The organism is Streptomyces sp. NPDC037013, from assembly GCF_055607265.1.
Genome location: NZ_JBVJRV010000002.1, coordinates 416,258 through 440,338 on the forward strand (window position 1 = coordinate 416,258; position 24,081 = coordinate 440,338).

At 71.7% G+C, this 24,081-nt stretch carries 18 protein-coding genes; 10 read left to right on the plus strand and 8 right to left on the minus strand.

Going from position 1 to position 24,081, the window contains the following annotated elements:
* Positions 1–49: 49 nt before the first annotated feature.
* Complete coding sequence (locus tag ACZ7DY_RS07045) at positions 50–946, minus strand: L,D-transpeptidase family protein (RefSeq protein ID WP_471131054.1); 897 nt, start codon at positions 944–946, stop codon at positions 50–52.
* Between the two features lie 73 nt (positions 947–1,019).
* Here ACZ7DY_RS07045 and ACZ7DY_RS07050 point away from each other — a divergent pair, with 73 nt between their 5' ends.
* Both ACZ7DY_RS07050 and leuE read left to right on the plus strand, forming a co-directional pair.
* The gene (locus ACZ7DY_RS07050; protein ID WP_471131056.1) at positions 1,020–2,600 is read left to right on the plus strand and encodes an acyl-CoA mutase large subunit family protein; all 1,581 of its coding nucleotides are present in this window, start codon (positions 1,020–1,022) and stop codon (positions 2,598–2,600) included.
* 137 nt (positions 2,601–2,737) lie between these two features.
* Positions 2,738–3,397, plus strand: coding sequence for a leucine efflux protein LeuE (gene leuE, locus ACZ7DY_RS07055; RefSeq protein WP_471131058.1), 660 nt, complete (start codon positions 2,738–2,740; stop codon positions 3,395–3,397).
* 42 nt (positions 3,398–3,439) lie between these two features.
* Here leuE and ACZ7DY_RS07060 read toward each other — a convergent pair whose 3' ends face one another.
* Both ACZ7DY_RS07060 and ACZ7DY_RS07065 read right to left on the minus strand, forming a co-directional pair.
* Positions 3,440–3,934 (minus strand): MarR family winged helix-turn-helix transcriptional regulator, encoded by a 495-nt coding sequence (locus tag ACZ7DY_RS07060; RefSeq protein WP_471131061.1) that lies wholly within the window; start codon positions 3,932–3,934, stop codon positions 3,440–3,442.
* Between the two features lie 29 nt (positions 3,935–3,963).
* Positions 3,964–5,412, minus strand: a complete 1,449-nt coding sequence (locus ACZ7DY_RS07065; protein WP_471131064.1) for an FAD-dependent oxidoreductase — start codon at positions 5,410–5,412, stop codon at positions 3,964–3,966.
* 28 nt (positions 5,413–5,440) lie between these two features.
* Here ACZ7DY_RS07065 and ACZ7DY_RS07070 point away from each other — a divergent pair, with 28 nt between their 5' ends.
* Positions 5,441–6,097 (plus strand): TetR/AcrR family transcriptional regulator C-terminal domain-containing protein, encoded by a 657-nt coding sequence (locus ACZ7DY_RS07070; RefSeq protein ID WP_471132367.1) that lies wholly within the window; start codon positions 5,441–5,443, stop codon positions 6,095–6,097.
* Here the strand turns inward: ACZ7DY_RS07070 and ACZ7DY_RS07075 are convergent.
* Genes ACZ7DY_RS07075 through ACZ7DY_RS07085 form a run of 3 tightly spaced genes read right to left on the minus strand, consistent with a single transcriptional unit; the run spans position 6,081 to position 9,702 of the window.
* Positions 6,081–7,301, minus strand: coding sequence for an acyltransferase family protein (locus ACZ7DY_RS07075; protein ID WP_471131066.1), 1,221 nt, complete (start codon positions 7,299–7,301; stop codon positions 6,081–6,083). The two genes, ACZ7DY_RS07070 and ACZ7DY_RS07075, sit on opposite strands and share 17 nt — an antisense overlap.
* Positions 7,298–8,677, minus strand: a complete 1,380-nt coding sequence (locus ACZ7DY_RS07080) for an alpha-2,8-polysialyltransferase family protein (RefSeq protein ID WP_471131068.1) — start codon at positions 8,675–8,677, stop codon at positions 7,298–7,300. The genes ACZ7DY_RS07075 and ACZ7DY_RS07080 overlap by 4 nt, the downstream gene beginning before the upstream one ends.
* Positions 8,678–8,724: 47 nt before the next feature.
* Positions 8,725–9,702: a glycosyltransferase family 2 protein gene (locus ACZ7DY_RS07085; protein ID WP_471131070.1), complete on the minus strand. Its 978-nt coding sequence runs from the start codon at positions 9,700–9,702 to the stop codon at positions 8,725–8,727.
* A gap of 198 nt (positions 9,703–9,900) precedes the next feature.
* On the opposite strand from ACZ7DY_RS07085, the gene ACZ7DY_RS07090 reads away from it, so the two are divergent.
* From ACZ7DY_RS07090 to ACZ7DY_RS07105, 4 genes are read left to right on the plus strand one after another with little or no spacing between them, the layout of a single operon-like run.
* A complete protein-coding gene (locus ACZ7DY_RS07090; RefSeq protein ID WP_471131073.1) occupies positions 9,901–11,280 on the plus strand; it encodes a DUF6716 putative glycosyltransferase in 1,380 nt (459 codons plus the stop codon).
* A gap of 26 nt (positions 11,281–11,306) precedes the next feature.
* Positions 11,307–12,623 carry a cytidylyltransferase domain-containing protein gene (locus ACZ7DY_RS07095; RefSeq protein WP_471131074.1) on the plus strand — a complete coding sequence of 439 codons (1,317 nt, stop codon included), beginning with the start codon at positions 11,307–11,309 and terminating at the stop codon, positions 12,621–12,623.
* 14 nt (positions 12,624–12,637) lie between these two features.
* A complete protein-coding gene (locus ACZ7DY_RS07100) occupies positions 12,638–13,597 on the plus strand; it encodes an N-acetylneuraminate synthase family protein (protein WP_471131075.1) in 960 nt (319 codons plus the stop codon).
* Between the two features lie 38 nt (positions 13,598–13,635).
* Positions 13,636–14,754, plus strand: coding sequence for a hypothetical protein (locus ACZ7DY_RS07105; protein ID WP_471131077.1), 1,119 nt, complete (start codon positions 13,636–13,638; stop codon positions 14,752–14,754).
* A gap of 74 nt (positions 14,755–14,828) precedes the next feature.
* Here the strand turns inward: ACZ7DY_RS07105 and ACZ7DY_RS07110 are convergent, their stop codons facing one another.
* Together ACZ7DY_RS07110 and ACZ7DY_RS07115 are read right to left on the minus strand one after the other, a co-directional pair.
* Positions 14,829–15,275 (minus strand): protein-tyrosine phosphatase family protein, encoded by a 447-nt coding sequence (locus ACZ7DY_RS07110; RefSeq protein ID WP_471131080.1) that lies wholly within the window; start codon positions 15,273–15,275, stop codon positions 14,829–14,831.
* A 2,928-nt stretch (positions 15,276–18,203) separates the two neighbouring features.
* Complete coding sequence (locus ACZ7DY_RS07115; RefSeq protein ID WP_471131083.1) at positions 18,204–19,394, minus strand: serine hydrolase domain-containing protein; 1,191 nt, start codon at positions 19,392–19,394, stop codon at positions 18,204–18,206.
* A 710-nt stretch (positions 19,395–20,104) separates the two neighbouring features.
* Here ACZ7DY_RS07115 and ACZ7DY_RS07120 point away from each other — a divergent pair.
* From ACZ7DY_RS07120 to ACZ7DY_RS07130, 3 genes are all read left to right on the plus strand, one after another.
* Entirely contained in the window at positions 20,105–21,349 is a 1,245-nt protein-coding gene (locus ACZ7DY_RS07120) for an amidohydrolase (protein ID WP_471132369.1), read from the plus strand.
* Between the two features lie 261 nt (positions 21,350–21,610).
* Positions 21,611–22,663 carry a BMP family lipoprotein gene (locus tag ACZ7DY_RS07125; RefSeq protein ID WP_471132372.1) on the plus strand — a complete coding sequence of 351 codons (1,053 nt, stop codon included), beginning with the start codon at positions 21,611–21,613 and terminating at the stop codon, positions 22,661–22,663.
* Positions 22,664–22,893: 230 nt separating this feature from the next.
* On the plus strand, positions 22,894–23,946 hold the full coding sequence (locus ACZ7DY_RS07130) for a BMP family lipoprotein (RefSeq protein ID WP_471131086.1): 1,053 nt from the start codon (positions 22,894–22,896) through the stop codon (positions 23,944–23,946).
* Positions 23,947–24,081: the final 135 nt, after the last annotated feature.

Genomic DNA, 24,081 nt, shown 5'->3' on the forward strand with positions numbered 1-24,081 from the left:
GCGTGGGCGGGATACGTTCCCCCGATCCCGCCCACGCCGCTTTTCCCGCTCACTTGTAGATGACGACGCGGTCGCCGTCACGCACCTGGGCGAAGAGGCTCGCGATCTTCTTCTCGTCCCTGACGTTCACGCAGCCGTGCGACGCCCCGCTGTATCCCCGGGCCGCGAAGTCCGACGAGTAGTGCACGGCCTGGCCGCCGCTGAAGAACATGGCGTACGGCATGGCGGTGTGGTAGAGCGTCGAGACGTGGTGCCTGGACTTGAAGGTGACGTGGAAGGTGCCCTCGCGGGTCGGCGTGTACTGCGAGCCGAACCGCACGTCCATCGTCGACACGGCCCGGCCGTCGACCATCCACGTCAGGGTGCGGGTGCTCTTGGCGATGCACAGGACCCGGCCGGTCAGACAGCGCTCGTCCGGCGCGGCGGCCGGCATGCCGCCGCCCGCGTACAGCTCGTACCGCGTCGGCTCGCGCGTCATCGCCCGCAGCCTGCCCAGCGTGACGGTGTCCGTGGCGCCCGTACGGGGCAGGCCGCGCTTGGCCTGGAAGCCCCTGACGGCGCTGACGGTGGAGGGACCGTACGTCCCCGAGGGGTTCTCGGCGAACCAGGCGATCTGCCGCAGCCTGGCCTGCAGTTCCCGCACCTGGGCGCCGCGGTCGCCCGCCCGCATCAGCGTCAGCCCGGGGGTCCGGGGAGGCGCGGCGGGTGGGGAGGGCGTCCGCGCGTGGGAGGGGGCCGTCGGGGTCCGGGCCTGGGACGGGACTGTCGGGGTCCGAGCCTGGGACGGGGCGGGCTGCCGCGCCGCCGACGCCTTCGGTCTGCCGTCCGTGCCGGGCGGCGTCCCGCCCGTGTCGACCGCCACCGCCTTGCAGCCCGCCGTCAGGACCAGTACCGCCACGGCCCCTGCCGCTGTCGTGCCCCTGCCCATCACGCCCCCGGTGCTCATGGACAACACTCCCTCTACTGTTTCCCGGTTTGCCGCGAGTGACGCGTCCGGGGCGCGGGCGCAAGCTGGAGGCATGACACACGAGTCAGAGTCCGGACTGCCCATCGAACCCGTGTACGGCCCCGAGGCGCTGGCGGGCTGGGACCCGGCGGAGAAGCTCGGCGCCCCCGGCGCGTACCCCTTCACGCGCGGCGTCTACCCGACCATGTACACCGGCCGCCCCTGGACGATGCGCCAGTACGCCGGCTTCGGCACCGCCGCGGAGTCCAACGCCCGCTACCGGCAGCTGATCGAGCACGGCACCACCGGCCTGTCCGTCGCCTTCGACCTGCCGACCCAGATGGGCCACGACTCCGACGCGCCGATCGCGAGCGGCGAGGTCGGCAAGGTCGGCGTGGCCGTCGACTCCATCGAGGACATGCGCGTCCTGTTCGGCGGGATCCCGCTGGACAAGGTCTCCACCTCCATGACGATCAACGCCCCGGCGGCCCTGCTGCTCCTCCTCTACCAACTGGTCGCCGAGGAGCAGGGCATCGCCGCGGACACGCTGACCGGCACCATCCAGAACGACGTGCTCAAGGAGTACATCGCGCGCGGCACGTACATCTTCCCGCCGCAGCCGTCCCTGCGGCTCGTCGCGGACACCTTCCGGTACTGCCGGGCCGAGATCCCCAAGTGGAACACCATCTCCATCTCCGGCTACCACATGGCCGAGGCGGGTGCCTCGCCCGCGCAGGAGATCGCCTTCACGCTCGCCGACGGCATCGAGTACGTCCGTACGGCGGTCGCGGCCGGCATGGACGTGGACGACTTCGCGCCGCGCCTGTCCTTCTTCTTCGTGGCGCGTACGACGATCCTGGAGGAGGTCGCCAAGTTCCGTGCCGCCAGGCGCATCTGGGCCCGCGTGATGCGTGAGGAGTTCGGCGCGCGGAACCCGAAGTCGCTGATGCTCCGCTTCCACACGCAGACGGCGGGCGTCCAGCTCACCGCCCAGCAGCCCGAGGTGAACCTCGTCCGGGTCGCCGTCCAGGGCCTCGGCGCGGTCCTCGGCGGCACCCAGTCGCTGCACACCAACTCCTTCGACGAGGCCATCGCGCTGCCCACCGACAAGTCGGCCCGCCTCGCCCTGCGCACCCAGCAGGTCCTCGCGTACGAGACGGACGTGACGGCGACGGTGGACCCCTTCGCCGGGTCGTACGTGGTGGAGCGGATGACGGACGACGTGGAGGCGGCGGCCCTCGCCCTGATGCGGCGCGTCGAGGACCTCGGCGGCGCGGTGCACGCCATCGAACAGGGCTTCCAGAAGGGCGAGATCGAGCGCAACGCCTACCGCATCGCGCAGGAGACGGACAGCGGCGAGCGCGTGGTCGTCGGCGTCAACCGCTTCCGGCTCGACGAGGAGGAGCCGTACGAGCCGCTGCGCGTCGACCCCGAGATCGAGGCCCGGCAGGCGGCCCGCCTCGCCCGCCTCCGCGCGGAACGGGACGGGCAGGCGGTGGCCGCGGGCCTCGCCGCGCTCAAGGACGCGGCGAAGGGGGAGGCCAACGTCCTCTACCCGATGAAGGAGGCACTGCGGGCACGCGCCACGGTGGGCGAGGTGTGCGACGCGCTGCGGGAGGTGTGGGGGTCGTATGTGCCGTCCGACACCTTCTGAGGGACACCCTCGTCCATGAAGAGTGCTTGCCCGTCGACACCCTTCTGGACGGCGGCTGACCGTCCGCGCAGGCGCACGGATGTCCGTAGTCCGGACGCTGTTCGAAGTGGTTCGTGCGGGCGTGCGAGACTCCGGGCATGCTGGGTGTCACCGATCTTCCGACCTACCTCGCCGGCCTCGCCCTGATCATTCTGCTGCCGGGGCCGAACTCCCTGTACGTGCTCTCCGTCGCCGCACGGCGCGGCGTGCGCACCGGTTACACCGCCGCCGCCGGTGTCTGGTGCGGCGACGCCGTCCTGATGACGCTCTCCGCGGCCGGCGTGGCCTCGCTGCTGCAGGCCAACGCGGTGCTCTTCGGGATCGTGAAGTACGCGGGCGCCGGCTATCTGGCCTGGCTCGCGGCCGGGATGCTGCGGACCGCCCTCGGCATGTGGCGGGCGCGGCACGACACGTCCGCGGGCGCGGCGGACGAGGGCGCCGGAGCCGGGGTCGCCGCCGAGCGGCCGTTCCGCAGGGCGCTGGTGATCAGCCTGCTCAACCCGAAGGCGATCCTGTTCTTCATCGCCTTCTTCGTGCAGTTCGTCGACCCCGGCTACGCCTATCCGGCGCTCTCCTTCGTCGTACTCGGCGCCTTCGCGCAGCTCGCGAGCTTCCTCTACCTCACGGCGCTGATATTCGGCGGGACCCGGCTCGCCGCCGCCTTCCGTCGCCGCAAGCGTCTCTCGGCGGGGGCCTCGTCGGCGGCGGGCGCGCTGTTCCTCGGGTTCGCGGTGAAGTTGTCGCTCAGCAGCGTCTGAGGCGCACGCGGCACGACGGGCCCGCGTGCGGCGCCGCTCCCCTCAGTGGTGCCAGGCGGAACCGCCCGCGTTGTGGATCATCCGCTGGAGGACCTTCAGCGTGCGGACGTAGTCCTCGTCCGTGATGCCCTCGTGGATCTGCGCGCGCAGCTCCCGCTGGCGTTCGGCCACGCGGACCCGCAGCGCGTTCCCCTCGTCCGTGAGGGCGATCGCGCCCGTGGGGGTCTCCCTGATCAGACCGCGGTCGCGCAGGGCCCCGATGTCGTGGTGCAGGGCGCCCTCGCCGACCTCCAGGTACCCCTTCAGGACCGCCACGACCTCATCCGGGGTGCGGCCGTCGGGGGCCGAGAGGAGCTGGTTGAGGATCCACCACTGGGGCTGGGTGAGCCCCATCCCGGCGAGCGTGGTGCGGATGTGGTGGACGACGGCCGCGCCCGCCGCCGAACTCCAGTAGCCGACCGGCTGGTTGACGAGCTCCTGGTCGCTGTGCGAGTACGTGAAGGGCGTGGGGTTCGTGGAAAGCGTCGTGTTCGTCATGTGCCCGAACGTAGAACCTCAAGTCGACTTCAGGTCAAACGGTTTCCCTCGCTCCCCGCGCACCGCGCCAGGTACTCCGTGAGCCCGTCCCGCGCGTCCGTGCCCGCCCACCCCACGTAGCCGTCCGGCCGGACCAGGAACAGGCCCTTCCCGTAGGGCTCGTACGCGGGGACGCGGTGGATCCGCACCGACTCCCCGTCCAGCGGCGGAAGTTCCGCGTCCGTGCCCACCGCCAGGAGCGTGAAGTGCGGGCCCCGGAACGCGTCGAACAGCGTCCCGGACCCGTACGGGCCGTCCGGCGCCCGGTCGCCCGCCCGCAGTTCGTCCTCCGCGAGGCCCTCGCGGGTCTCCACCGCCAGTGACGACTCGCGGTAGCCGATGCCGAGCTGCCGCGTGGCCGCCCCGCGCCGCGCCTCGCCGCGGTGGATGCGGGTGGACAGGCCGAGCATCTGCGCGGCGTTGGGCAGCCGCTCCTGTTCGTAGGTGTCGAGCAGCGCGTCGGGCGCGCCGTGCCGCAGGACCGCGCCGAGCTTCCAGCCCAGGTTGTAGGCGTCCTGGACGCTGGTGTTCAGCCCCTGGCCGCCCGCGGGCGAGTGGACGTGCGCGGCGTCGCCGGCCAGGAAGACACGGCCCTCGCGGAACCGGTCGGCCAGCGCCGCGCGCGGCCGGAAGTCGGAGGCCCAGCGCACCTCGGTCACGGCGTCGGCGGCCAGGTGGGTGCGGGCGGCGACGAGTTCCCGTATGCCCCGCAGGGACAGGTCGGGCGTGGTCCCCGCGGGGAACTGGGCGGTCAGCTGGAAGTCCTCGGTGCCGGGCAGCGGGCAGATCGCCGTGTACAGGCCGTCGGTGGTCGGGAACATGTGCCAGTTGTCCCGGTCGAGCGCGGCCACGCGGACGTCGGCCACCAGGATCGGGTTCGGGTCGACGGTCTCGCCCGTCATCGTGATGCCCAGCGCCCGGCGCAGGGTGGAGCGGCCGCCGTCCGCCGCCACCGCGTACGCCGTGCGCACCGTGGCGCCCGTCGCGAGACGCGCGGTGACCCCGTCGGGGGCCTGCGCGAGCTCCGTGACCGCCGCCTCGAAGACGACGTCGCCGCCGAGCTCCCGCAGGCGCGCGAGGAGGATTTCCTGGGTGCGCCACTGGGGGATCAGCCAGGGCCCGGTGTACGGGGCGGTCGCCGTCGGCTCCGGCGGGTCGAACATCCGGTGCTCGCCCTGCCGTTCGCCGTCCCGCCACACCATCCCGACCGGGGCCGGGCCGCCCGCCGCGAGGACCGCGCCGATGACGCCGAGGTCGTCGAAGACCTCCATGGTGCGGGGCTGGAGGCCCTTGCCGCGCGAGCCACGGAAGAGGGAGGGCGCCTGTTCGACGACGAGGGCGCGCACGCCGCGCCGCGTCAGGTCGCAGGCGAGGGCGAGGCCGGTCGGACCGGCCCCGACGACGAGGACATCGGTTTCCTTAACGTTGTTAAGTGCCATGGCGCAACCCTGCGCTTAACGGTGTTAAATTGTCAAGGTGACCGCGACGAAACTGGACCGCGCCCTGGTGGCACGCACCGCCCTCGACCTGCTGAACGAGACCGGACTCGACGGGCTCACCCTGCGCGCCATCGCGCAGCGCCTCGACGTCAAGGCACCCGCCCTGTACTGGCACTTCAAGGACAAGCAGGCGCTGCTGGACGAGATGGCCACCGAGATGATGCGCCGGATGGCGGACGAATTCCTGAGCACGCCCGACCCCGACTGGCGGGTGGCGCTCACCGGCGCGATGCGGGGCCTGCGCGAGCACCTGCTGCGCTACCGCGACGGCGCCAAGGTCTTCAGCGGCACGCGCTACACGGACCTGTCGTACGCGGCCCCCATGGAGACCATGCTGCGGACGCTCGTCGAGGCCGGGTTCGCGCCGGGCCCGGCCGCACGCGCCTGGTTCACCGTGTACAGCTACACGATCGGATACGTCATCGAGGAGCAGTTCACGGCGCCCCACCCGGTCCGCGGCGACACCGGCTACGACCTCGCCGCGCGCGCCGAACGCCTCGCCGCGTACCCGCTGATCGCGGCGGCCGGCGAGGAGATGTTCGGCGCGCACGACCGCGGCTTCGAGACGGGACTCGCCGCGGTCGTGGCCGGGATCGGGGCGACGCTCGTCAGCTCGGGGGAGTGACGGTCCGGGGCGCGGGGCCCCGGCCGAGTCCCCTGCGGATCAGCGGGGTCAGCCGCTCCTCCACGTACCGGTTCAAAAGCCAGGCGAGGACCAGCATCGCCGTGATGGTCAGGCCGAAGGTCGCGTACGACGGCAGGCCGAGGCGCTGGTGCAGCGCGCCCACCGTCACCCAGCCCAGGTGCTCGTGCACCAGGTAGAACGGGTAGGTCAGCGCGCCGGCCACGGTCAGCCAGCGCCAGTTCGCCCGGTCCAGGTGGCCGAGGGCGATCAGCAGCACCGCCGCGAAGCCGGCCGTGACCACCGCGATGATCACCGAGGCGGAGCGGTAGGAGAAGAAGTCCGGGTTCGGCGCGTGCCACAGCTGCCGCACCGCGTAGTGCTGGCCGATCAGCCAGCTCACCGCCGTGATGCCCCACGCCGTCAGGTCGCGACGGTCGCGGTGGATCAGGTGGATGCCGATGCCGCCGATGAAGAAGGGCGCGTACTCCGGCATCAGGACCAGTTCGAGCAGCGGCTCGCCGGCGGCCTCCGTGACGGCCGCGGCCAGCGTCCACACCGCGCAGAACAGCACCACGCGGGCGCGGGTGGCGCCCGGCATGACCACGCAGAGCGCGAACAGGGCGTAGAAGCGCAGCTCCGCCCAGAGCGTCCAGCACACGCCGAGCACCCGGTCCGCGCCGAGCGGCTGCTGCAGCATGGTCAGGTTCACCAGCGCGTCACTGGGCGAGACCGCCGCGTACGCCACGGCGGGCAGCGCGAAGACCGCCGTCACCAGGAGGATCGCCGCCCAGTAGGCGGGCAGCAGCCGCGACGCGCGGGAGGCGAAGAACGCCCGCAGGGGTCTGCCCCAGCCGCTCATGCAGATGACGAAGCCGCTGATCACGAAGAAGATCTGCACACCGAGACAGCCGTACGCGAACCACTCGGAGGCCGTCGGGAACTGCACCTTGGGCGAACTGCCCCAGGCCCGCGCGATCTCGCCGTCCCGGCCGCCGTAGTGGTAGGCGGCGACCATGAGCGCGGCGACGAGCCGCAGCCCGTCCAGCGCGCGCAACCGTGGCTTCGCGCGGGCGGTCCGGACGGCGGGGGCCGCGGGCGCGGCGGACAGAGCGGAGGTCCGCGCGGCGACGCCCCCCTCGGCGTCTCTCTCGGCGTCCCCGGTACGTTCCGTCCCCGGCGAGAGCGTGGCGTCGGGAGAGGTCATCCGAGTGCGGTCCGCTTGAGCGAGCGCTGCACCGAACGCGCACGGCGGGCCACGCGCCGGACGGCAGCGTTGCGCGGTATGAAGGCGAGCTGCGCGGGTACGGCGCCGGGCAGTGCGAGCGCGGTGAGGCGGCGCCGCTTGAAGTAGCGCCAGGTCGCCGCGGTGAGGTTCCGCGCGAGGTACCGCTCGGCGTCGGGGCGCAGCCTCGGGTAGATCTGCGGCTGCATCGCGAAGCCGACGGCCTTCAGGAGCTGCGTCAACTCGCCGGTTCCCAGGCCGGTTTCCTGCGCCCGGACGGCCACCGGATCGGTGAGCTCGGGCAGCAGCGCGTCGACGATGGTGACCGGGACGCGGTTGCTGTTCTGGTAGGGCGCGAGCCGCTCCAGAAGGAGGTCTGTGCCGGTGCGGGCGGCGGGCAGGCCGTAGAGCGCGGAGGCCGTGATCAGCGCCGTGGAGAAGCAGCCGATGACGAGCGCGGGCCGCATCCGCTGGTAGAGGACCTCGGCGAGCACCGGGGTGTCGAGCACCGTCAGCTCGACGCCGATCGCCCGTGCCTCCTTCTCCAGGGCGCGCGACCAGCGGGCCGGCGCCGTCGGGTGCGGCTTGAACACCACCTGCGTGTGGCCGAGTTCGGCCGCGCCGCGCACCATGCGGATGTGCAGCTTCTCCTCTTCCTCGGCGGTGAGGATGGAGAGCGCGGAGAGGTACTGGCCGAGGATGAGCGCGGGGCTGTCGAGTTCGGGGAGCGGGACCGCCGACTCCGCCTCGCCGTCCGCGAGTTCGGCCAGAACTCGGACGAACGCCTCGGTCGGCACGACCTCGGCGGCGACCCCGAACTCGGTGAGCAGCAGCGGGGTCAGGCCCGGCACCAGGTCCAGGTGGAGCAGGCGCCGCACCCGGGTGCCGACCAGCGGGTCGATCTTGTTGCGGGTGGGGCCGTAACTCATCAGGCCGTCGGCGTAGACGTCCACGGGGACGCCGGTGAAGATCTGCGCGAGGGCGAGCGCGGGGTTGACCTGGATGGACTCGACGGCCAGCTCGACGTCGTCGTCGCCGAGCCCCCACAGCAGCCGGACGTAACGCTCCCACAGCACGACGTCGTCGCCGCGCGGCGCCCAACCCCCGGGGTGGAAGGGGGAGATGGTCTCGTTCCAGGACCGCACGTCGTCGAACCGGCCGCGCAGCCGAGCGAACCCCGGCATCTCGTCCAGTGGCGTCGTCGTCTCGGGCGTCGCCGCGTTGTTGCTGACCAGGAGGATGCGCCGGTCGGCGGGGCCGAAGCGGCCGGAATCCAGGGCCGCGGCGAGCGTCGCGACGCCGTACAGCGTGGACGCGAGGAAGACCTGCGTCGTACGGCGCGAGGCCCCTGACCCCATTGCCGCTTCTGTCACGTGTGCCGTCTCCGACGCCTCTGGGGTCGCCATTACGCGGCCACCTCCGCCGGCACCGGGCGCCGCCGCAGCCTGCGCAGCCGGGTGGCCCGCTGGAGGTCCATGGAGTCGAGCGCGTCGTCGAGAACGCCCTGCGGCATCCGCTTCAGCGCTGCCGCACTCATTGACTTCAATTTCCGCGCCACGGACGGCTCGAACCTTTCGATGGATCCCAGATGGTGGGAGATGATCGCGCAGTAGGTGCGCACGGCTTTCGGCAGGAGTTCCGCCGCGTCCCTGTCGGCGGCCGTTTCCCGTACCACCTGGTCGAATGCCTTGATGAAATCGAGTTGCCGCACGTCACCGATCTGCGTCAGCGACGAGGCGACACCGCGCCGGTAGAACACACCGAGCAGCCCCACCGCCGCGAAGGATTCCGCCTCGCGGTGCAGCCGCCAGATCCACGGGCGGTCCTCCGCGGTGCGCAGACCGTCGGTGAAGTGCAGCAGTCCGCGGTCGGCGAGCCTGCGGTGGTAGATGCCGGCCCAGGCGTACGCGTAGTCGACGGAGGTCGAGCGGTCGGCGGGCAGGATCACCTCGCGCGGGCTCATCACGACGCCGCGCCTGCCGTGCGGGACACGGTGCACGGAGCGGGCCCGCGCGGTGCACTGCACATGATCGGTGCGCACGAAGTCGCACCCCAACTCCTCGATGGCAGCGACCAGTTGACCGAAGTAGCCGGGTGCGAGCCAGTCGTCGCCGTCCAGGAAGGTGAGGTACTCGCCGCGCGCCGCGTCCAGACCGGTGTTACGGGCGGTCGCGAGGCCGCCGTTCACCTCGTGTCTGAGGTGGACGGCGCCGGGAAGCTCGCGCGCCGCACGCTCCAGAAGGTCCGGAGTCCCGTCGCGCGAGCAGTCGTCGACAAGAATGAATTCGAAGTCGTCACGTGCGTTCGCGCGCAGACTCCGCAGGGTGTCGGGCGCGTATTGCTGCACGTTGTAGAACGGCACGATGACCGAGAGCTTAACCACGAGGGTGACGTTAGGTGTCGGCCCGTCATTCGTGTCGACCCGCGGTGGGATGGCAGGTGAACGACGCGTGGCGGAATGGTTAACCGGGCCGCCGGAAAAGCCTTCCCGGGGCCGATTCGCCGTTCGTCGGCGCGCTGTTAACCGTTTGTTGCACCTGAGTTGGGCCGGGAATCGAAATGCCTTCCTAGCGTCTGGGACGTGCCAGCAAGCAACCAGAACCCGCTGCGGGTCGCCGTACTCGCCGACTCCGATACGCGATGGAAATGGGGCGCCCTCACCGCGCACCGCATCGTATCGGGCGCCCGGCCCGGTACCGGCGGCCCCGAAGGCCACCGGCTCAGCGGGTACCTGCTCCGCGGCCGGGCCACACCCACCCCCCGGCAGCTCGACGAGGTCGGCGTGCGCGCGGACTCCCTGCGCGAGGTCACCGCCGTCGAGTTCCTGCGCGAGGTGGAGCGGGACGCGCCCGACGTCATCGTGCTCGCCCTGGTGGGCGGGGCGGTCCAGGCGCTGCTGCACGGCCTCGTCCGCGTCACCGACGACGCCCGCCTCACCGGCGGCCCGGCACGCCGCCCCGTCGTCGTCACCGGCTACGTCGGCGTCGTCTACGAGAAACTCGCCGACGGCCTCCTCCTGCGGCACGGCGCGGACGTCGTCCTCGCCAACTCCCGCCAGGACGCCGAACGTTTCCGCGCCGTGTACGAAGGAGTGGGCGCCGACGCCTCGGCGGTGACGGAGGCCGCGCTGCCCTTCCTCGGCGGCGCCCCGTACGAAAAGCACGACCCGTCCCGGACGGACCGCCCGTACACCGTCGTCTTCGCCGCCCAGCCCTCCGTCCCCGAGAGTGCCGCACACCGCACCTACCTGCTGCGCCGCCTCGCCGAACACGCCCGCCGCCACCCCGACCGCGAGGTCCTGCTCAAACTCCGCAGCAAGCCCGGCGAACACACCACGCACATCGAGGAACTGCCCTACCAGAAGCTGGCGCAGCGCGTCGACGGCGGACTGCCCGCCAACTGCCGCCTCGTCTACGGGCACATGGGCGAGGTCCTGGACCGCACCGACCTGCTGGTCACCGTCTCGTCCACCGCCGCGCTCGAATCCCTGCACCGCCGCATCCCCACCGCCGTCCTCACCGACCTCGGGGTGCGCGAAGCACTCGGCAACCACCACTTCACCGGCTCCGGATGCCTCGCCTCCTGGGACCAGCTGGACGCGGGCCACCTGCCCGAGCCCGACGAGAGGTGGCTGGCACGGCAGGGCGTCGCCGCCGACGGGACGTACGAGAACGCCTTCGACGCGGCACGGGAACGCGTCGCGGAACTGCTCGGCACCGCGGCCACGGGCGGCCTCGCACCGCTGCGGCCCTACTACCGCCTCAGCACGGCCCGCGGCTACCTCCCCGGCATCCTCGCCCGCCACCACCTCGGCCCCGACGGCGCCCCGCTGCCGGGCGCCCCCGCGGCCGACAAGGACCCCGGACCCGTACGGCAGATCGTGCGCCGTGCGGCCCGCGGGGCCTACCGCCACGGCGTGCAGCGCGTGGCCCCCGTCATCCGGCGGATGGGCGAGCTGTGAGCACCCACCCCCTCCAAGGAGCCCCCATGTCCCACCCCGGCCCAGCGGACCCGCAGCCCCGCCGCGTGCTCGCCGTCATACCCGCCCGCGGCGGCTCCAAGGGCGTACCGGCCAAGAACCTCGCCCCGGTCGGCGGTGTGCCCCTGGTCGCCCGCGCCGTCCGCGCCTGCCGGGCCGCCCGGCTCGTCACCGACGTCGTCGTCTCCACCGACGACCACGTGATCGCCGAGGCCGCCCGCGCCGCCGGCGCCGAAGTGGTCCTGCGCCCCGCCGCCATCGCCGGCGACACCGCCACCAGCGAAGCCGCCGTCCTGCACGCCATGGACGCCCACGAGGCGCTGCACGGCACGCCCGTCGACGTCGTCCTGCTCGTCCAGTGCACCAGCCCCTTCCTCACCCGCGAGGACATCGACGGGGTGACCGCGGCCGTCGCCGAGAACGGCGCCGACACGGCCATGACCGTGGCGCCCTTCCACGGCTTCATCTGGCGCGACGCGGCGGACGACGCCACCGACGGCTCCGACGAGGTCCCCGCCCGGCGCACCGACGCGGTGGGCGGTACGGCGACGCTGGCCAACTCCACCCGTACGCGCGGCGGTTACGGCGTCAACCACGACAAGTCGTTCCGCCCGCGCCGCCAGGACCGGCCCCAGGACCTCCTGGAGACCGGCGCCGCCTACGCGATGGACGCGGCCGGCTTCCGCGCCGAGAAGCACCGCTTCTTCGGCCGCACCGAACCCGTCCGCACCGACCCCGCCCGCGTCCTGGAGATCGACGACCCGCACGACCTCGCCCGCGCCCGCGCGCTCGCGCCCCTCTTCGACACGGCCCTCCCGGGCGACACGGCCGCCCTCCCGACCGCCGCCGACATCGACGCGGTCGTCCTCGACTTCGACGGCACCCAGACCGACGACAGGGTGCTGATCGACTCCGAAGGAAGGGAGTTCGTCTCCGTGCACCGCGGCGACGGACTCGGCATCGCGGCCCTCCGCAGGAGCGGCCTGAACATGCTGATCCTGTCCACGGAACAGAACCCGGTCGTCGCCGCGCGCGCCAGGAAGCTCAGGCTTCCCGTCCTGCACGGCATCGACCGCAAGGACCTCGCACTCAAGCAGTGGTGCGAGGAGCAGGGCATCGCTCCCGAGCGCGTGCTCTACGTCGGAAACGACGTCAACGACCTCCCGTGCTTCGCCCTCGTGGGCTGGCCCGTGGCGGTCGCAAGCGCCCACGACGTCGTACGCGGCGCAGCCCGCGCGGTCACCACCCTCCCCGGCGGTGAAGGCGCGATCCGAGAGATCGCCACCTGGATCCTCGGCCCCTCTCTCGACTCCCTCCACAGTTAAGGACCGTTCCTGTCATGAGCTCCCACACCACTGTCACCTCCATCGGCGCCGACTCCCGCCTCCGCCGCTTCGGCTCGAAGACGGCCGGCCCCGGCCGGCCCGTCTACATCACCGGCGAGATCGGCATCAACCACAACGGTGACCTGGAGAACGCGTTCGCGCTGATCGACGTGGCCGCCGACGCCGGCTGCGACGCGGTGAAGTTCCAGAAGCGCACCCCGGAGATCTGCACGCCGCGCGACCAGTGGGACATCGAGCGCGACACCCCCTGGGGCCGCATGACGTACATCGACTACCGCCACCGCGTGGAGTTCGGCGAGGCCGAGTACCAGGCCATCAGCGAGCACTGCGCCAAGCGCGGCATCGACTGGTTCGCCTCCCCGTGGGACACCGAGGCCGTCGCCTTCCTGGAGAAGTTCGACCTCCCCGCCCACAAGGTCGCCTCCGCCTCGCTCACCGACGACGAACTCCTGCGCGCCCTGCGCGCCACCGGCCGCACGATCATCCTCTCCACGGGCATGTCGACGCCGAAGCAGATCCGCCACGCCGTCGAGGTCCTCGGCAGCGACAACATCCTGCTGTGCCACGCCACTTCGACGTACCCGGCCAAGGCCGAAGAGCTCAACCTCCGCGTCATCAACACCCTCCAGCAGGAGTACCCGAACGTCCCGATCGGCTACTCCGGCCACGAGACCGGCCTGCAGACCACCCTCGCCGCCGTCGCCCTCGGCGCCACCTTCGTCGAGCGCCACATCACCCTCGACCGCGCCATGTGGGGCTCCGACCAGGCCGCCTCCGTCGAGCCGCAGGGCCTCACCCGCCTCGTCCGCGACATCCGCACCATCGAGGCGTCCCTCGGTGACGGCGTCAAGAAGGTCTACGAGTCGGAGCTCGGCCCGATGAAGAAGCTCCGCCGCGTCGCTGGCGTCGTCGCCGAGGCGGAGTCCGCCGACGCCGAGCCGGTCGCCGTCTGAGCCGGCGACCCGACACGACGGGAGACGGACCCACGACGATGAGCCCCCGAGCCGGCCGCGCCGCCGACACCGGCGCCCACCACGACACAGGCGCCACCCCGCCCTCCACACTCGCCTTCGTGGAGAGCCCCGTCCAGCTCCTGAACGTCCTGGAGTGGGCACACGCCGCGGCCGCGACCGGCCCGGCCGGGGGCCTCACCGTCGTCGTCCTCTCCCCGAACGACCCGATGACGCGCGGCCAGCTGCGCCGCATGGCGCAACTCGCCCGCGACGAGGGCGTGGAGGTGCGCTGGGAAGAGGCGCGCGGCGGCGCGACGGCACCCTTCCAGACCATCGGCGGGCTCGCCGGCCCCCTGCGCGGGGCCGACCGGATCGTCATCGGCGACCCGTTCTCCCGCTACGTACAACTCCTCCTCACCATCACCCGGGCGCGCTCCCTGGTCGTCGTCGACGACGGCACGGCGACCATGGAGTTCATCTCCCAACTGGCCCGCGGCGAACGCCTCCAGCGCTGGCACCGCAAGGGCGGCCGCCCCGGCCCCCGCGACCTGGTCTTCGCCCCGGTCTCGGCATCGGCACGGCGCCGCCTCACCCCCGGCGCCGCCCGGACCGTGGAGGTCTTCTCCTCCATGCCGATCGACAGCGCCCCGGACGGCGTACGGGTCACCCCCAACGCCTTCGCCTGGACCAGGGAACGCTTCGGCCCGCCCCGCGTCGGCAAGGGCGCCGACCTCGTCGGCACCTCACTGGTGGAGACCGGCGTCGTCGACCCCGACCGGTACGTGGAGGCGGTCCGCGCGCTCTCCCTCACCCACGGCGCCACCCGCTACTTCGCCCACCGCCGCGAGAGCTCCGAGAAACTCCACCGCCTCGCCGTGGAAACGGGCCTCCAGGTGGTCCGCCCGGACCTCCCCCTGGAACTCATCGCCCGCCGCGGCCCCATCGGCCGTACGATCCTCAGCTTCCCCTCGACGGTCGTCCACACACTGCCGCTGGCACTGGCCGGTACGGAGGTGCGGGTGGCGGTCTGCGACATAGACCCGACCTGGCTCACGGAATCGGCGTCCCCGCGCGCCCAGGGCTTCCTCTCCGGCGTCACGGGCACGGCACGGGACGTACATCGCTTGAGGTCGGTGGGGGAGGGGGTGTTGGCGTAGGGGGTGGGGGGGGAGGCTTTTGGGGACCGGGGGGGCTTGGGGTTTGGGGACTCGGGGGGCGGGCGCTCTATGACCTACGAGAGGAACCTCTCCACGTACCGCCGCTGCCACGGAGTCTCCACGGCGCGCCGGTCGTAGTGGCGGCGCACGAAGTCGACGGCGTCCCCGGCGGGCACTCCGTCGAGGACGGCGATGCAGGCGAGGGCGGTGCCGGTACGTCCGCGCCCGCCCCCACAGGCGACCTCGACCCGTTCCTCGCCGGCCCGTTCCCACGCCTCCCGCAGCGTCGCACGGGCCGCGCCCCGGTCAGCGGGCAACCGGAAGTCGGGCCACCGCACCCACCGCGCCTCCCAGGGCAGCTTCGGCGGCTCCTTCCCCAGGAGGTAGACCCCAAGGTGCGGTACGGGGCCCTCGGGCAAGGGCCGCCGCAACCCCCGCCCCCGAACAAGCCGCCCGGAGGGCAACCGCAACACACCGTCGGCCCCGGCCGACCATGTATCGGAGCGAAGTTCATCGTTCATGACGGACGCGACTCCTAGACACAGACACAGGCACAGGCACAGGCAAGAGATAGATAGGACGACGCCATCGTTGCGTGGGTGGGGGGGGCCGGGCCGGAGTAGAGGGCACTCCACCCACCCTTGCCTCCCCTCCCAGCACCGCAGGTTGAGCTTTAACCCGGACGGCCAGGGGTGGGGCCGACGGGTCTGGCTGCTCGGGTCATCGGCTTTCGTGGCCGGGTGCGGTCCGGCCCATCGTGAGCGAAGGCCACGGTGCGAACTCGGCCAGCCGAGCGGCCACGCCGCTCGGGCCATCAGCTTTCATCGCCGGGTGCCGACCGGCTCATCGTGGGTGGCCGCCACGGTCGAGGCGAGGGAAAGCGGCACCTTCGGCGGGCCGGGGTCTTCGAAGGTCACCGGGGCCGCCCGGATTTTGCCTGAGTGTGGCGGTTCCGGGCCGGGAGTAAAGGGCGCCCTGCGGGCGTCGGCTCCGCCGATTCCGCTGCGCTCCACCCTTGACTCCCGTCCCTCCACCGCAGCTTCACCTTCGACCCGGACGGCCAGGGATGAGGCGGCGGGTCTGGCTGGTCGGGTCATCGGCTCTCGTCGCCGGGTGCCGACCGGTCCATCGTGGGCGGGGGCAAGGTGGGAGCTCGGCCCACCGCGCGGCCACGCCGCTCGGGTCATCACCTTTCGTTGCCGGGTGCGGACCGGCCCATCGTGGGCCGCTGCCTCGGTGCGGGCTCGGCCATCGACCCGGCTTCGCTGTTCGGGTCATCACCTTTCATCGCCGGGTGCGGCCCGGTCCATCGTGTGCGGCTGCCACGGTGCGGGCTCGGCTAGCAGGGGTGGCTTGGCGTGCCTGGTCATCGGCTCTCGTCGCCGGGTGCGGACCGGTCCATGGCGCGTCGCCGCCACGGTCGAGCGCGCCGGGCCTCGCGGGCCGGCGGCCCTGGGCCGTGGTGCTGGTGGCTTGGGTGGTGTGGGGTGAGGGTGTGTCGGGTGGTGCGTTCTGAGGCGCCATCCCCGGCCCGCATTTCGAGCATTTGCATCTCGCGAGGGGTGGAGTGCAGGGAAGTCTCAGGGGGAGGGCCTAATTGGCGGGGTGTCGGGGAGACTTTCCTGCGATCGGGCCCGGGAGTGGCCTCGCGGACCTGGTCCAGCGCGCCCGCATGGCTTCCCGCGCGCGATGCCCGGAAGGCAGCCGCATCCCAGCGTCCCAGTCGACCCGATGCGCGCGCCGCTGACCGAGCCCGGACCCGCACCCGGCGGCGAGACCTCACGAGCTGAGCACCGACCGGGGCTCGCCCACGACAGACCGGAGCGCACCCGGCACCGAAAGGCGCACGACCTCGAGCGACCACGCCCTGCGGCGAGCCGCGTCGCACTCGGCGGCGAGAGCCGATGACCCGGCACGCCAAGCCGCCCGGTCAACCGAGCCCGCACCGTGGCAGCGGCCAACGATGAGCCGCTCCGCACCCGGCGATGAAGGCTGATGGCCCGAGCAGCGAAGCCGCCCGACTGGCCGAGCTCGCGTCGTCGCACGCGATGCGACTGACCGCTCGCGACCGTGCATCTTTCGGTGCCGGGCGCGGTCTGGTCGGTCGCGGGCGAGCCCCGGCTAGCGATCAGGTTGTGGGGTCTCGTCGCCGGGTGCAGGGCCGGGGGCTCGGTCAGCGGGGTGCCTCGGGTCGATCACGGCGCTGGGGCGGGAGGCCTTCCGAGCGTCGCGCGCCGGGATACGTCGCGTCGCGCTGGACCAGGCCCGCAAGGCCACTCCCGGGCCCGATCGCAGGAAAGTCTCCCCGACACCCCACCATTCAGGGCCTCCCCCTGAGACTTTCCCGCACTCCACTCCTCGCGAGATGCAAATGCCCGAAATGCGGGCCTGGGATGACCCGCCGAGGAGCCCCATCCGTCACGCCCCTCACCCCCACCACCGCAGCCACCGCCACCTAAGGCCCCGGCCGATCGAGCCCTGACCATGGCCGCCACCCACGATGGGCCGGTCCGCACCCGGCGATGAGAGCCGATGGCCCGGCACGCCAAGCCGCCCGGCCAGGCGAGCCCGTACGGTGGCAGCCGCCCACGAGGGGCCGGTCCGCACCCGGCGATGAGAGGTGATGTCCCGAGCGGCGAAGCCGCCTGGTCGACCTGGCCCACACCGTGGCAGCGGCCAACGATAAGCCGGTCCGCACCCGGCGATGAAAGCTGATGACCCGGCCAGCGAAGCCGCGCGGCTGGCCGAGCTCGCACCGTGGCAGCCACACACGATGGGCCGGTCGGCACCCGGCGATGAAAGCTGATGACCCGAGCAGCGAGGCCGCGCGTCTGACCGAGCTCGCACCGTGGCCCTCGCCCACGATGAGCCGGTCCGCACCCGGCAGCGAAAGGTGATGACCCGACTGGCGAAGTCCGCCGCCTCATCCCTGGCCGTCCGGGTCGAAGGTCGACGTGCGGTGGAGGGGCGGGAGTCAAGGGTGGAGCGGAGCGGAATCGGCGGAGCCGACGCCCGTAGGGCGCCCTTTACTTTCGGCCCGGAACCGCCACACTCAGGACCCCACCCGGGCGGCCCCGGTGACCTTCGAAGATCCCGGCCCGCCGAAGGTGCCGCCCTCGCTCGCGCCGACCGTGGCGGCCATCCACGATGGTCCGGTCCGCACCCGGCCACGAGAGGTGATGGCCCGAGCGGCGTGGCCGGGTGGTTGACCGAGCTCGCACCGTGGCGTCCGTCCACGATGAGCCGGTCCGCACCCGGCGATGAAAGGTGATGACCCGGCCGGCGAGGCCGCGTGGCTGGCCGAGCTCGCTCCGTGGCCGCCGCACACGATGGACCGGTCCGAACCCGGCAGTGAAAGCTGATGACCCGACCAGCTAGACCCGCCGCCACACTCAGGACCCCATCCGGGCGGCCCCGGTGACTGTCAGCGTCCCCGGCCCCCTCACCCCTCACCCCTCACACAGCGCCGACACCACGACCTCGTCCGCTCGTTCCCTCGCGGGCTCGTCGTCCAGTTGTGTCGTCACCGCTACATTCGCCGCTCGGCCGTCCTCCGTGGCGCCGCCTCGGGTCTCGTAACCCGGGAAGCTGCCGCCGTGGCCCCAGTACAGCCCGCCGCACGGCAGCGGCTTGCTCACGAGGCCCAGGCCGTAGCGGGCGCCGGGGCCGAACGTGCTTTCGGCCGGGACCGTCCTGCGCATCTGCGTGAGTTCCGCACGCCGCAGGAGGTCACCGTCGAGGAGAGCGGTGAAGAAGCGGTTGAGGTCGGAGTTGGTGGAGATCAACTGGCCTGCCGCCCAGCCCCAGGACGGGTCCGTCTCCGTGACGTCGAGCAGGGGCTCGTTCGGCGACACCCGGTAGTAGCCCTTCGGGTGAGGGCCCCGGATCGTCGCGTCGCGCGGCGCCGGGAAATAGGTGTGGCGCAGGCCGATGCGCCGGATGATCCGCCGGTCCATTTCCTCGGCCAGGGAGTGGCCGGTGACCTTCTCGACGATCATGCCGGCCAGCACGTAATTCGTGTTGCTGTACTTCCACTCCTCCCCGGGTTCGGATTCGGACCGGTGCCGCAGCGCGATGTCGACGAGCTCGCGGGGTGTGAAGTACCGGACCTCCTCGCCCAGGTACTTGCTGTAGTTGGGCAGCCCGCTGGTCTGCTGGAGGAGGTGGCGGACGGTGATGCGGTCGCCGTCGTTGCCGTTGCCCCGGACGAGACCGCGCAGGTAGTGGTTGACCGGGGTGTCGAGGTGGACCTTCCCCTCGGCGACCAGTTGCAGGACGACCACCGCGGTGAACGCCTTGGTGTTGCTGCCGACCCGCACCCGGCCGTCCCTCGGCACCTTCGCCCCGGTGGCCACGTCGCCGACCCCGGCCGTGTAGTCACGGGTGCGGCCGTCGGCGTCCAGGGTCCCGGCCAGTGCGCCGGGAGCCAGCGCACCGGGACCGTCACCGGCGCCCACCAGCGCGTTCACGCCCCGCTGCACGGCGTCCGGCCGGTCGGTGGCGGCCACCGCCGACCCGACGGGTGCCAGGGCACCCGTCGCCATGACGCCCGCGGCCACCACGACCGCGACCGGGACGGCCCTGCGCCATCCGCTCCGCCGACGGGGCGAACGGGACTTCTGCGATGCCTGATCACGCACGAGCCAACTCCTGGAAGGGAAGGGGAGGGGACGGAAGGGGAGGGGGAAGTCGAAGCCCCAGCCCCGGCCCCACCCTCGCCCCCGCCCTCCCCCCTGCACGATCCGGCTACCCGCCCGGTCCCGGTGGGGCTAACCCCCGATCAGTCCCCATCCAAGTGGGGTGAGACCGTGCCGGAGTGGATACCCGTGACCGGGGGGGGGCGGCCCGTGCGGCCGTTCGCCGCCGTCGTGCCCGCGCTGCTCGGAGCCGCCGCGCTGTCCGGCCTCCTGCCGTGGGCGTTCTACGCTCAGATCGCTCAGATTGCTCAGACCAGTGGCCTCGGGGAGGGGGGTAAGGCAGGAGAATCCGGAGAGGGAGGTGTTGCCGCAAGTACCGCAAGTACCGCAAGCACCCACAGACCGCCGTCCTCGTCGCGTGCTATGCCCCACTGACCGCCCTGACCGCCCTGACCGCCCTGACCGCCCTGACCGCCCTGACCGCCCTGACCGCCCTGACCGCCCTGACCGCCCCTGCTCACGGCAGTGGCCCTCGCCCCTTACAGGCGCCGCACGGCATCCGCATCCTCCGTGGCGGCGTAAAAGTTTACCCACCGCGACCAACGGTCATGCGCCACGCGGCCACAAATTCTTCCCCTATCGGGCTGAACTTTTGTTGATCGTGGGTCAGTTGGCCGATGTGTCGCCTTACCCTTCAAAGGGTGAACCAACTGATGTCCCGTGCGTCCGAAGAGGTGTCCGACGACGTGTCCGGATCGGAGTCCGCGTCGGCGGACATGCTCCCCGGCGCGCTGCCCGAAGAGCTGCGCGCCGAACTTGTCGCCTTCCGACGCGACTTGCACATGCACCCCGAGCTCGGCAACCAGGAGTTCCGTACCACCGCGGCCCTCAAGGCCCGGCTGGAGGAGGCGGGCCTCGCGCCCCATGTGCTCGCCGGGGGCACGGGGCTGATCTGCGACATCGGGACGTGGGACGGCGTACGGCCGATGCTGGCCCTGCGCGCCGACATCGACGCGCTGCCCATCCCGGACACCAAGCTGGGTGTGGAGTACCGCTCCACCGTGCCCGACCGCGCCCACGCCTGCGGGCACGACGTGCACACCACCGTGGTCCTCGGCGCCGGCCTCGTCCTCGCCGGGCTCGCCGCGGCGGGGGAGCTGCCGCACCCCGTGCGGCTGATCTTCCAGCCCGCCGAGGAGGTGCTGCCGGGCGGCGCGACCGACGCCATCGAGTCGGGCGCCCTGGACGGCGTCGGCAGGATCATCGCCGTGCACTGCGACCCCCGCGTCGACGCGGGCCGCATCGGGCTGCGGCACGGGCCCATCACCTCCGCCTGCGACCGCCTGGAGGTCTCGCTCGCCGGGCCCGGCGGGCACACCGCGCGGCCGCACCTCACCACCGACCTCATCACCGCCGCCGCCAAGGTGGCCGTCGAGGTTCCCGCGCTGGTCGGCAAGCGGGTGGACGCGCGTTCGGGGCTCTCGCTGACCTGGGGCCGCATCGAGTCGGGCCACGCGCCGAACGTCATCCCGCAGCGCGCCGAGCTCTCCGGCACCGTGCGCTGTCTCGACCTGAGGGCCTGGCGGGACGCGCCGGATCTGGTGCACGGCGCCGTCCAGGAGATCGCCGACCTCTACCGCGCCAAGTCCGAGATCAACTACATCCGCGGTGTGCCACCCGTCGTCAACGACCCTGAGGTCACCGACCTGTTGGGCGATGCCATGGCGGCACGGCGGGGCCGGCAGTCCGTGGAGGACACCGAGCAGAGCCTGGGCGGCGAGGACTTCTCCTGGTACCTGGAGCGGGTGCCCGGCGCCATGGCGCGGCTGGGCGTGCGCACGCCGGGGGAGCGGGTCATCCGGGACCTCCACCAGGGCGACTTCGACGTCGATGAGTACGCGATCACGGCGGGCGTCGAGCTCTTCACGGCCGCCGCCCTGTTGGACGCGGCCCGCTAGCGGCGGCGTACCGGCCGTCCGCGTGGACGCGCGCGTTCCAGCGCGTCCGCGCGGACGTAACCGGCCCTCGGCGCGAAAAGCACGAAGAGGTAACAGCACCGCGAAAACCCGTTCCCCTCCCTTTCTACGCGCGTTAATGTGCGCCGAAATCAGCGCCGTACGCGGCGCGTTGGCGATCAAGGGGTGTTTCCTGTGCGTCGTCCCTCTTCGAAATCCCGCCGGTCGCGACCAGCTCGCGCCCGGACATCTCGCGCCACTCACATCACCGCCACCCTCGCCGTCCTCGCCCTCGCCGCGGCCGGCTGCGGAAAGACCAGCGACGAGGCATCGCAGGACGACGGCAAGGGCGGGGGCTCCGCCCACTCGTCGTACAAGGGCAAGGGCATCGGGCTCGCGTACGACATCGGCGGGCAGGGCGACCAGTCCTTCAACGACGCCGCCTACGCGGGCTATACGAAAGCCCGCAAGGAGTTGAAGATCGGCGGCGTGGACATGGAGCCGGGCGACGGCGAGTCCAGCGCCGACAAGGTCCAGCGCCTCGAACAGCTGGCCAGGCAGGGGTACGACCCGGTCATCGGCGTCGGGTTCGTCTACGCGCCCGCGGTGGAGGCGGCCGCGAAGAAGTACCCGAAGACCACCTTCGGGATCATCGACGACAACACCGTGAAGGCGGACAACGTCGTCGACCTGGTCTTCCACGAGGAGCAGGGCTCCTATCTGGCGGGCGTCGCCGCCGCCAAGGCGAGCAAGGCCAAACACGTGGGATTCGTGGGCGGCGTGGACATTCCGCTCATCCACAAATTCGAGGCCGGATTCGTGCAGGGCGTGAAGTCCGTGGATCCCAAGATCGAAATCGAGAAGCGGTATCTGACCGAAAAGCCCGAAGAAGGGGGATTCTCCAGTCCGGACCGGGGACAGAATGCCGCGAGCGGCCAGATCGAGGCCGGCGCGGACGTGATCTACCACGCCGCGGGACTTTCCGGGCAGGGCGTCATCCAGGAAGCCGGCTCGCAGAAGAAGTGGGCGATCGGTGTCGACTCCGACCAGTACAAGCAGAAGGCGCTCGCCAAGTACAAGCGGTACATCCTCGGCTCCGCCTTCAAGGACGTCGGCGGTGCGGTCTACGACCTGACGAAGTCGGTCGTCCAGGGCGATCCGATGAAGGGCGAGCAGCGCTACGACCTCAAGTCGGGCCGCGTCGGCTTCTCCGACTCGAACCCGAAGTACCGGGAGATGAAGGACGTCGTCGCCGCGGTGGAGAAGGCCAAGGACGACATCATCGGCGGGAAGGTCAAAGTCAAGATCACCCCGTAGTGCGTGATCTGGATACGTTTTACGTAGTACCTCCTGCGGCTACTGGGCGCTCCCCTCGAAGGGGGCGCCCACCCGTCGTTCGGACGCCCGACACCCGGTGGCCACAGCTCGATAACGGACCGGACAGAAGGGTTCTTATGTCAGGTCTACGCGCGTTACGCTGCGGCGAAATCAGCGCCGGGTGGCGCTCGTACGTTCTTGTGCTTGCTTGACTCAAGGAGTTCGTCTCTATGCGCCGGGTGTCTCGAATAGCTGTCGCGGGCGCCGCGACCGCCGCGCTTGCCGTAACCGTCTCCGCCTGTGGTGGCACGTCCAGCGACGCCGCCGCGAGCAAGGACGACAAGAACAAGGGCATCGCCATCGCCTACGACGTCGGCGGCGCCGGCGACCAGTCCTTCAACGACGCCGCGACCGTCGGCATGAAGAAGGCCGCCAAGGAGTTCAAGACCGGCGAGAAGGCCGTCGAGCCGGTCGACGGCGAGTCGGACGCCGACAAGGCGCAGCGCCTGACGCAGCTCGCCAAGCAGGGCTACAACCCGGTCATCGGCGTCGGCTACGCGTACGCGCCGGCCATCAAGGAGGTCGCGGCGAAGTTCCCGAAGACCACCTTCGGCATCGTCGACGACGAGACCGTCAAGACCGACAACGTCTCCGACCTGGTCTTCAGCGAGCAGGAGGCGTCCTACCTCGCGGGCGTCACGGCCGCCAAGGCCACCAAGTCCAAGACCGTCGGCTTCGTCGGCGGCGTGGACGTCCCCCTCATCCACAAGTTCGAGGCGGGCTTCGCGCAGGGCGTCAAGGACACCGACCCCAAGGTCAAGGTCGTCAAGCAGTACCTGACGGAGAAGGCCGAGGACGGCGGCTTCTCCAGCCCCGACAAGGGCAAGACCGCCGCCCAGGGCCAGATCGAGAAGGGCGCCGACGTGGTCTACCACGCCGCGGGCCTCTCCGGTCAGGGTGTCATCGAGGCCGCCGCCGCCAAGAAGGTCTGGGCGATCGGCGTCGACTCCGACCAGTACAAGCAGGACGCCCTCGCCAAGTACAAGAAGTACATCCTGACCTCGGCGACCAAGGACGTCGCGGGTTCGGTCTACAACCTCGCGAAGGCCGTCGAGGACGGCAGCGCGAAGGGCGGCGTCGTCCGCGCCGACCTGAAGTCCGGCGGCGTCGCGCTCGCCGGCTCGAACCCCGAGTTCCAGAAGATGAAGGACGTCCAGGCGGCGCTGAAGAAGGCCGAGGCCGGCATCAAGGACGGCAAGATCAAGGTCAAGACCACGCCGTAAGGCGCGGCCGCCGTACCGACTGCCGTGACGGCAGCGTGATTCTCGTGCGACGGGGTGTGGGGGACGATGGTTCACCCGCGCCCCGTTCGCGCGGACCAATCCCCAACCCCCCGCGGTGACGCGGAGGTTGGGGCC

Excerpts from the sequence above, each read along its gene's own strand:
- ACZ7DY_RS07060 (WP_471131061.1), bottom strand. The coding sequence starts at position 3,934 with ATGACGAACACGACGCTTTCCACGAACCCCACGCCCTTCACGTACTCG.
- ACZ7DY_RS07120 (WP_471132369.1), top strand. The coding sequence starts at position 20,105 with ATGTCCCGTGCGTCCGAAGAGGTGTCCGACGACGTGTCCGGATCGGAG.
- ACZ7DY_RS07105 (WP_471131077.1), top strand. The coding sequence starts at position 13,636 with ATGAGCCCCCGAGCCGGCCGCGCCGCCGACACCGGCGCCCACCACGAC.
- ACZ7DY_RS07050 (WP_471131056.1), top strand. The coding sequence starts at position 1,020 with ATGACACACGAGTCAGAGTCCGGACTGCCCATCGAACCCGTGTACGGC.
- ACZ7DY_RS07080 (WP_471131068.1), bottom strand. The coding sequence starts at position 8,677 with ATGGGGTCAGGGGCCTCGCGCCGTACGACGCAGGTCTTCCTCGCGTCC.
- leuE (WP_471131058.1), top strand. The coding sequence starts at position 2,738 with ATGCTGGGTGTCACCGATCTTCCGACCTACCTCGCCGGCCTCGCCCTG.
- ACZ7DY_RS07075 (WP_471131066.1), bottom strand. The coding sequence starts at position 7,301 with ATGACCTCTCCCGACGCCACGCTCTCGCCGGGGACGGAACGTACCGGG.
- ACZ7DY_RS07130 (WP_471131086.1), top strand. The coding sequence starts at position 22,894 with ATGCGCCGGGTGTCTCGAATAGCTGTCGCGGGCGCCGCGACCGCCGCG.
- ACZ7DY_RS07095 (WP_471131074.1), top strand. The coding sequence starts at position 11,307 with ATGTCCCACCCCGGCCCAGCGGACCCGCAGCCCCGCCGCGTGCTCGCC.
- ACZ7DY_RS07045 (WP_471131054.1), bottom strand. The coding sequence starts at position 946 with ATGAGCACCGGGGGCGTGATGGGCAGGGGCACGACAGCGGCAGGGGCC.
- ACZ7DY_RS07065 (WP_471131064.1), bottom strand. The coding sequence starts at position 5,412 with ATGGCACTTAACAACGTTAAGGAAACCGATGTCCTCGTCGTCGGGGCC.
- ACZ7DY_RS07100 (WP_471131075.1), top strand. The coding sequence starts at position 12,638 with ATGAGCTCCCACACCACTGTCACCTCCATCGGCGCCGACTCCCGCCTC.
- ACZ7DY_RS07110 (WP_471131080.1), bottom strand. The coding sequence starts at position 15,275 with ATGAACGATGAACTTCGCTCCGATACATGGTCGGCCGGGGCCGACGGT.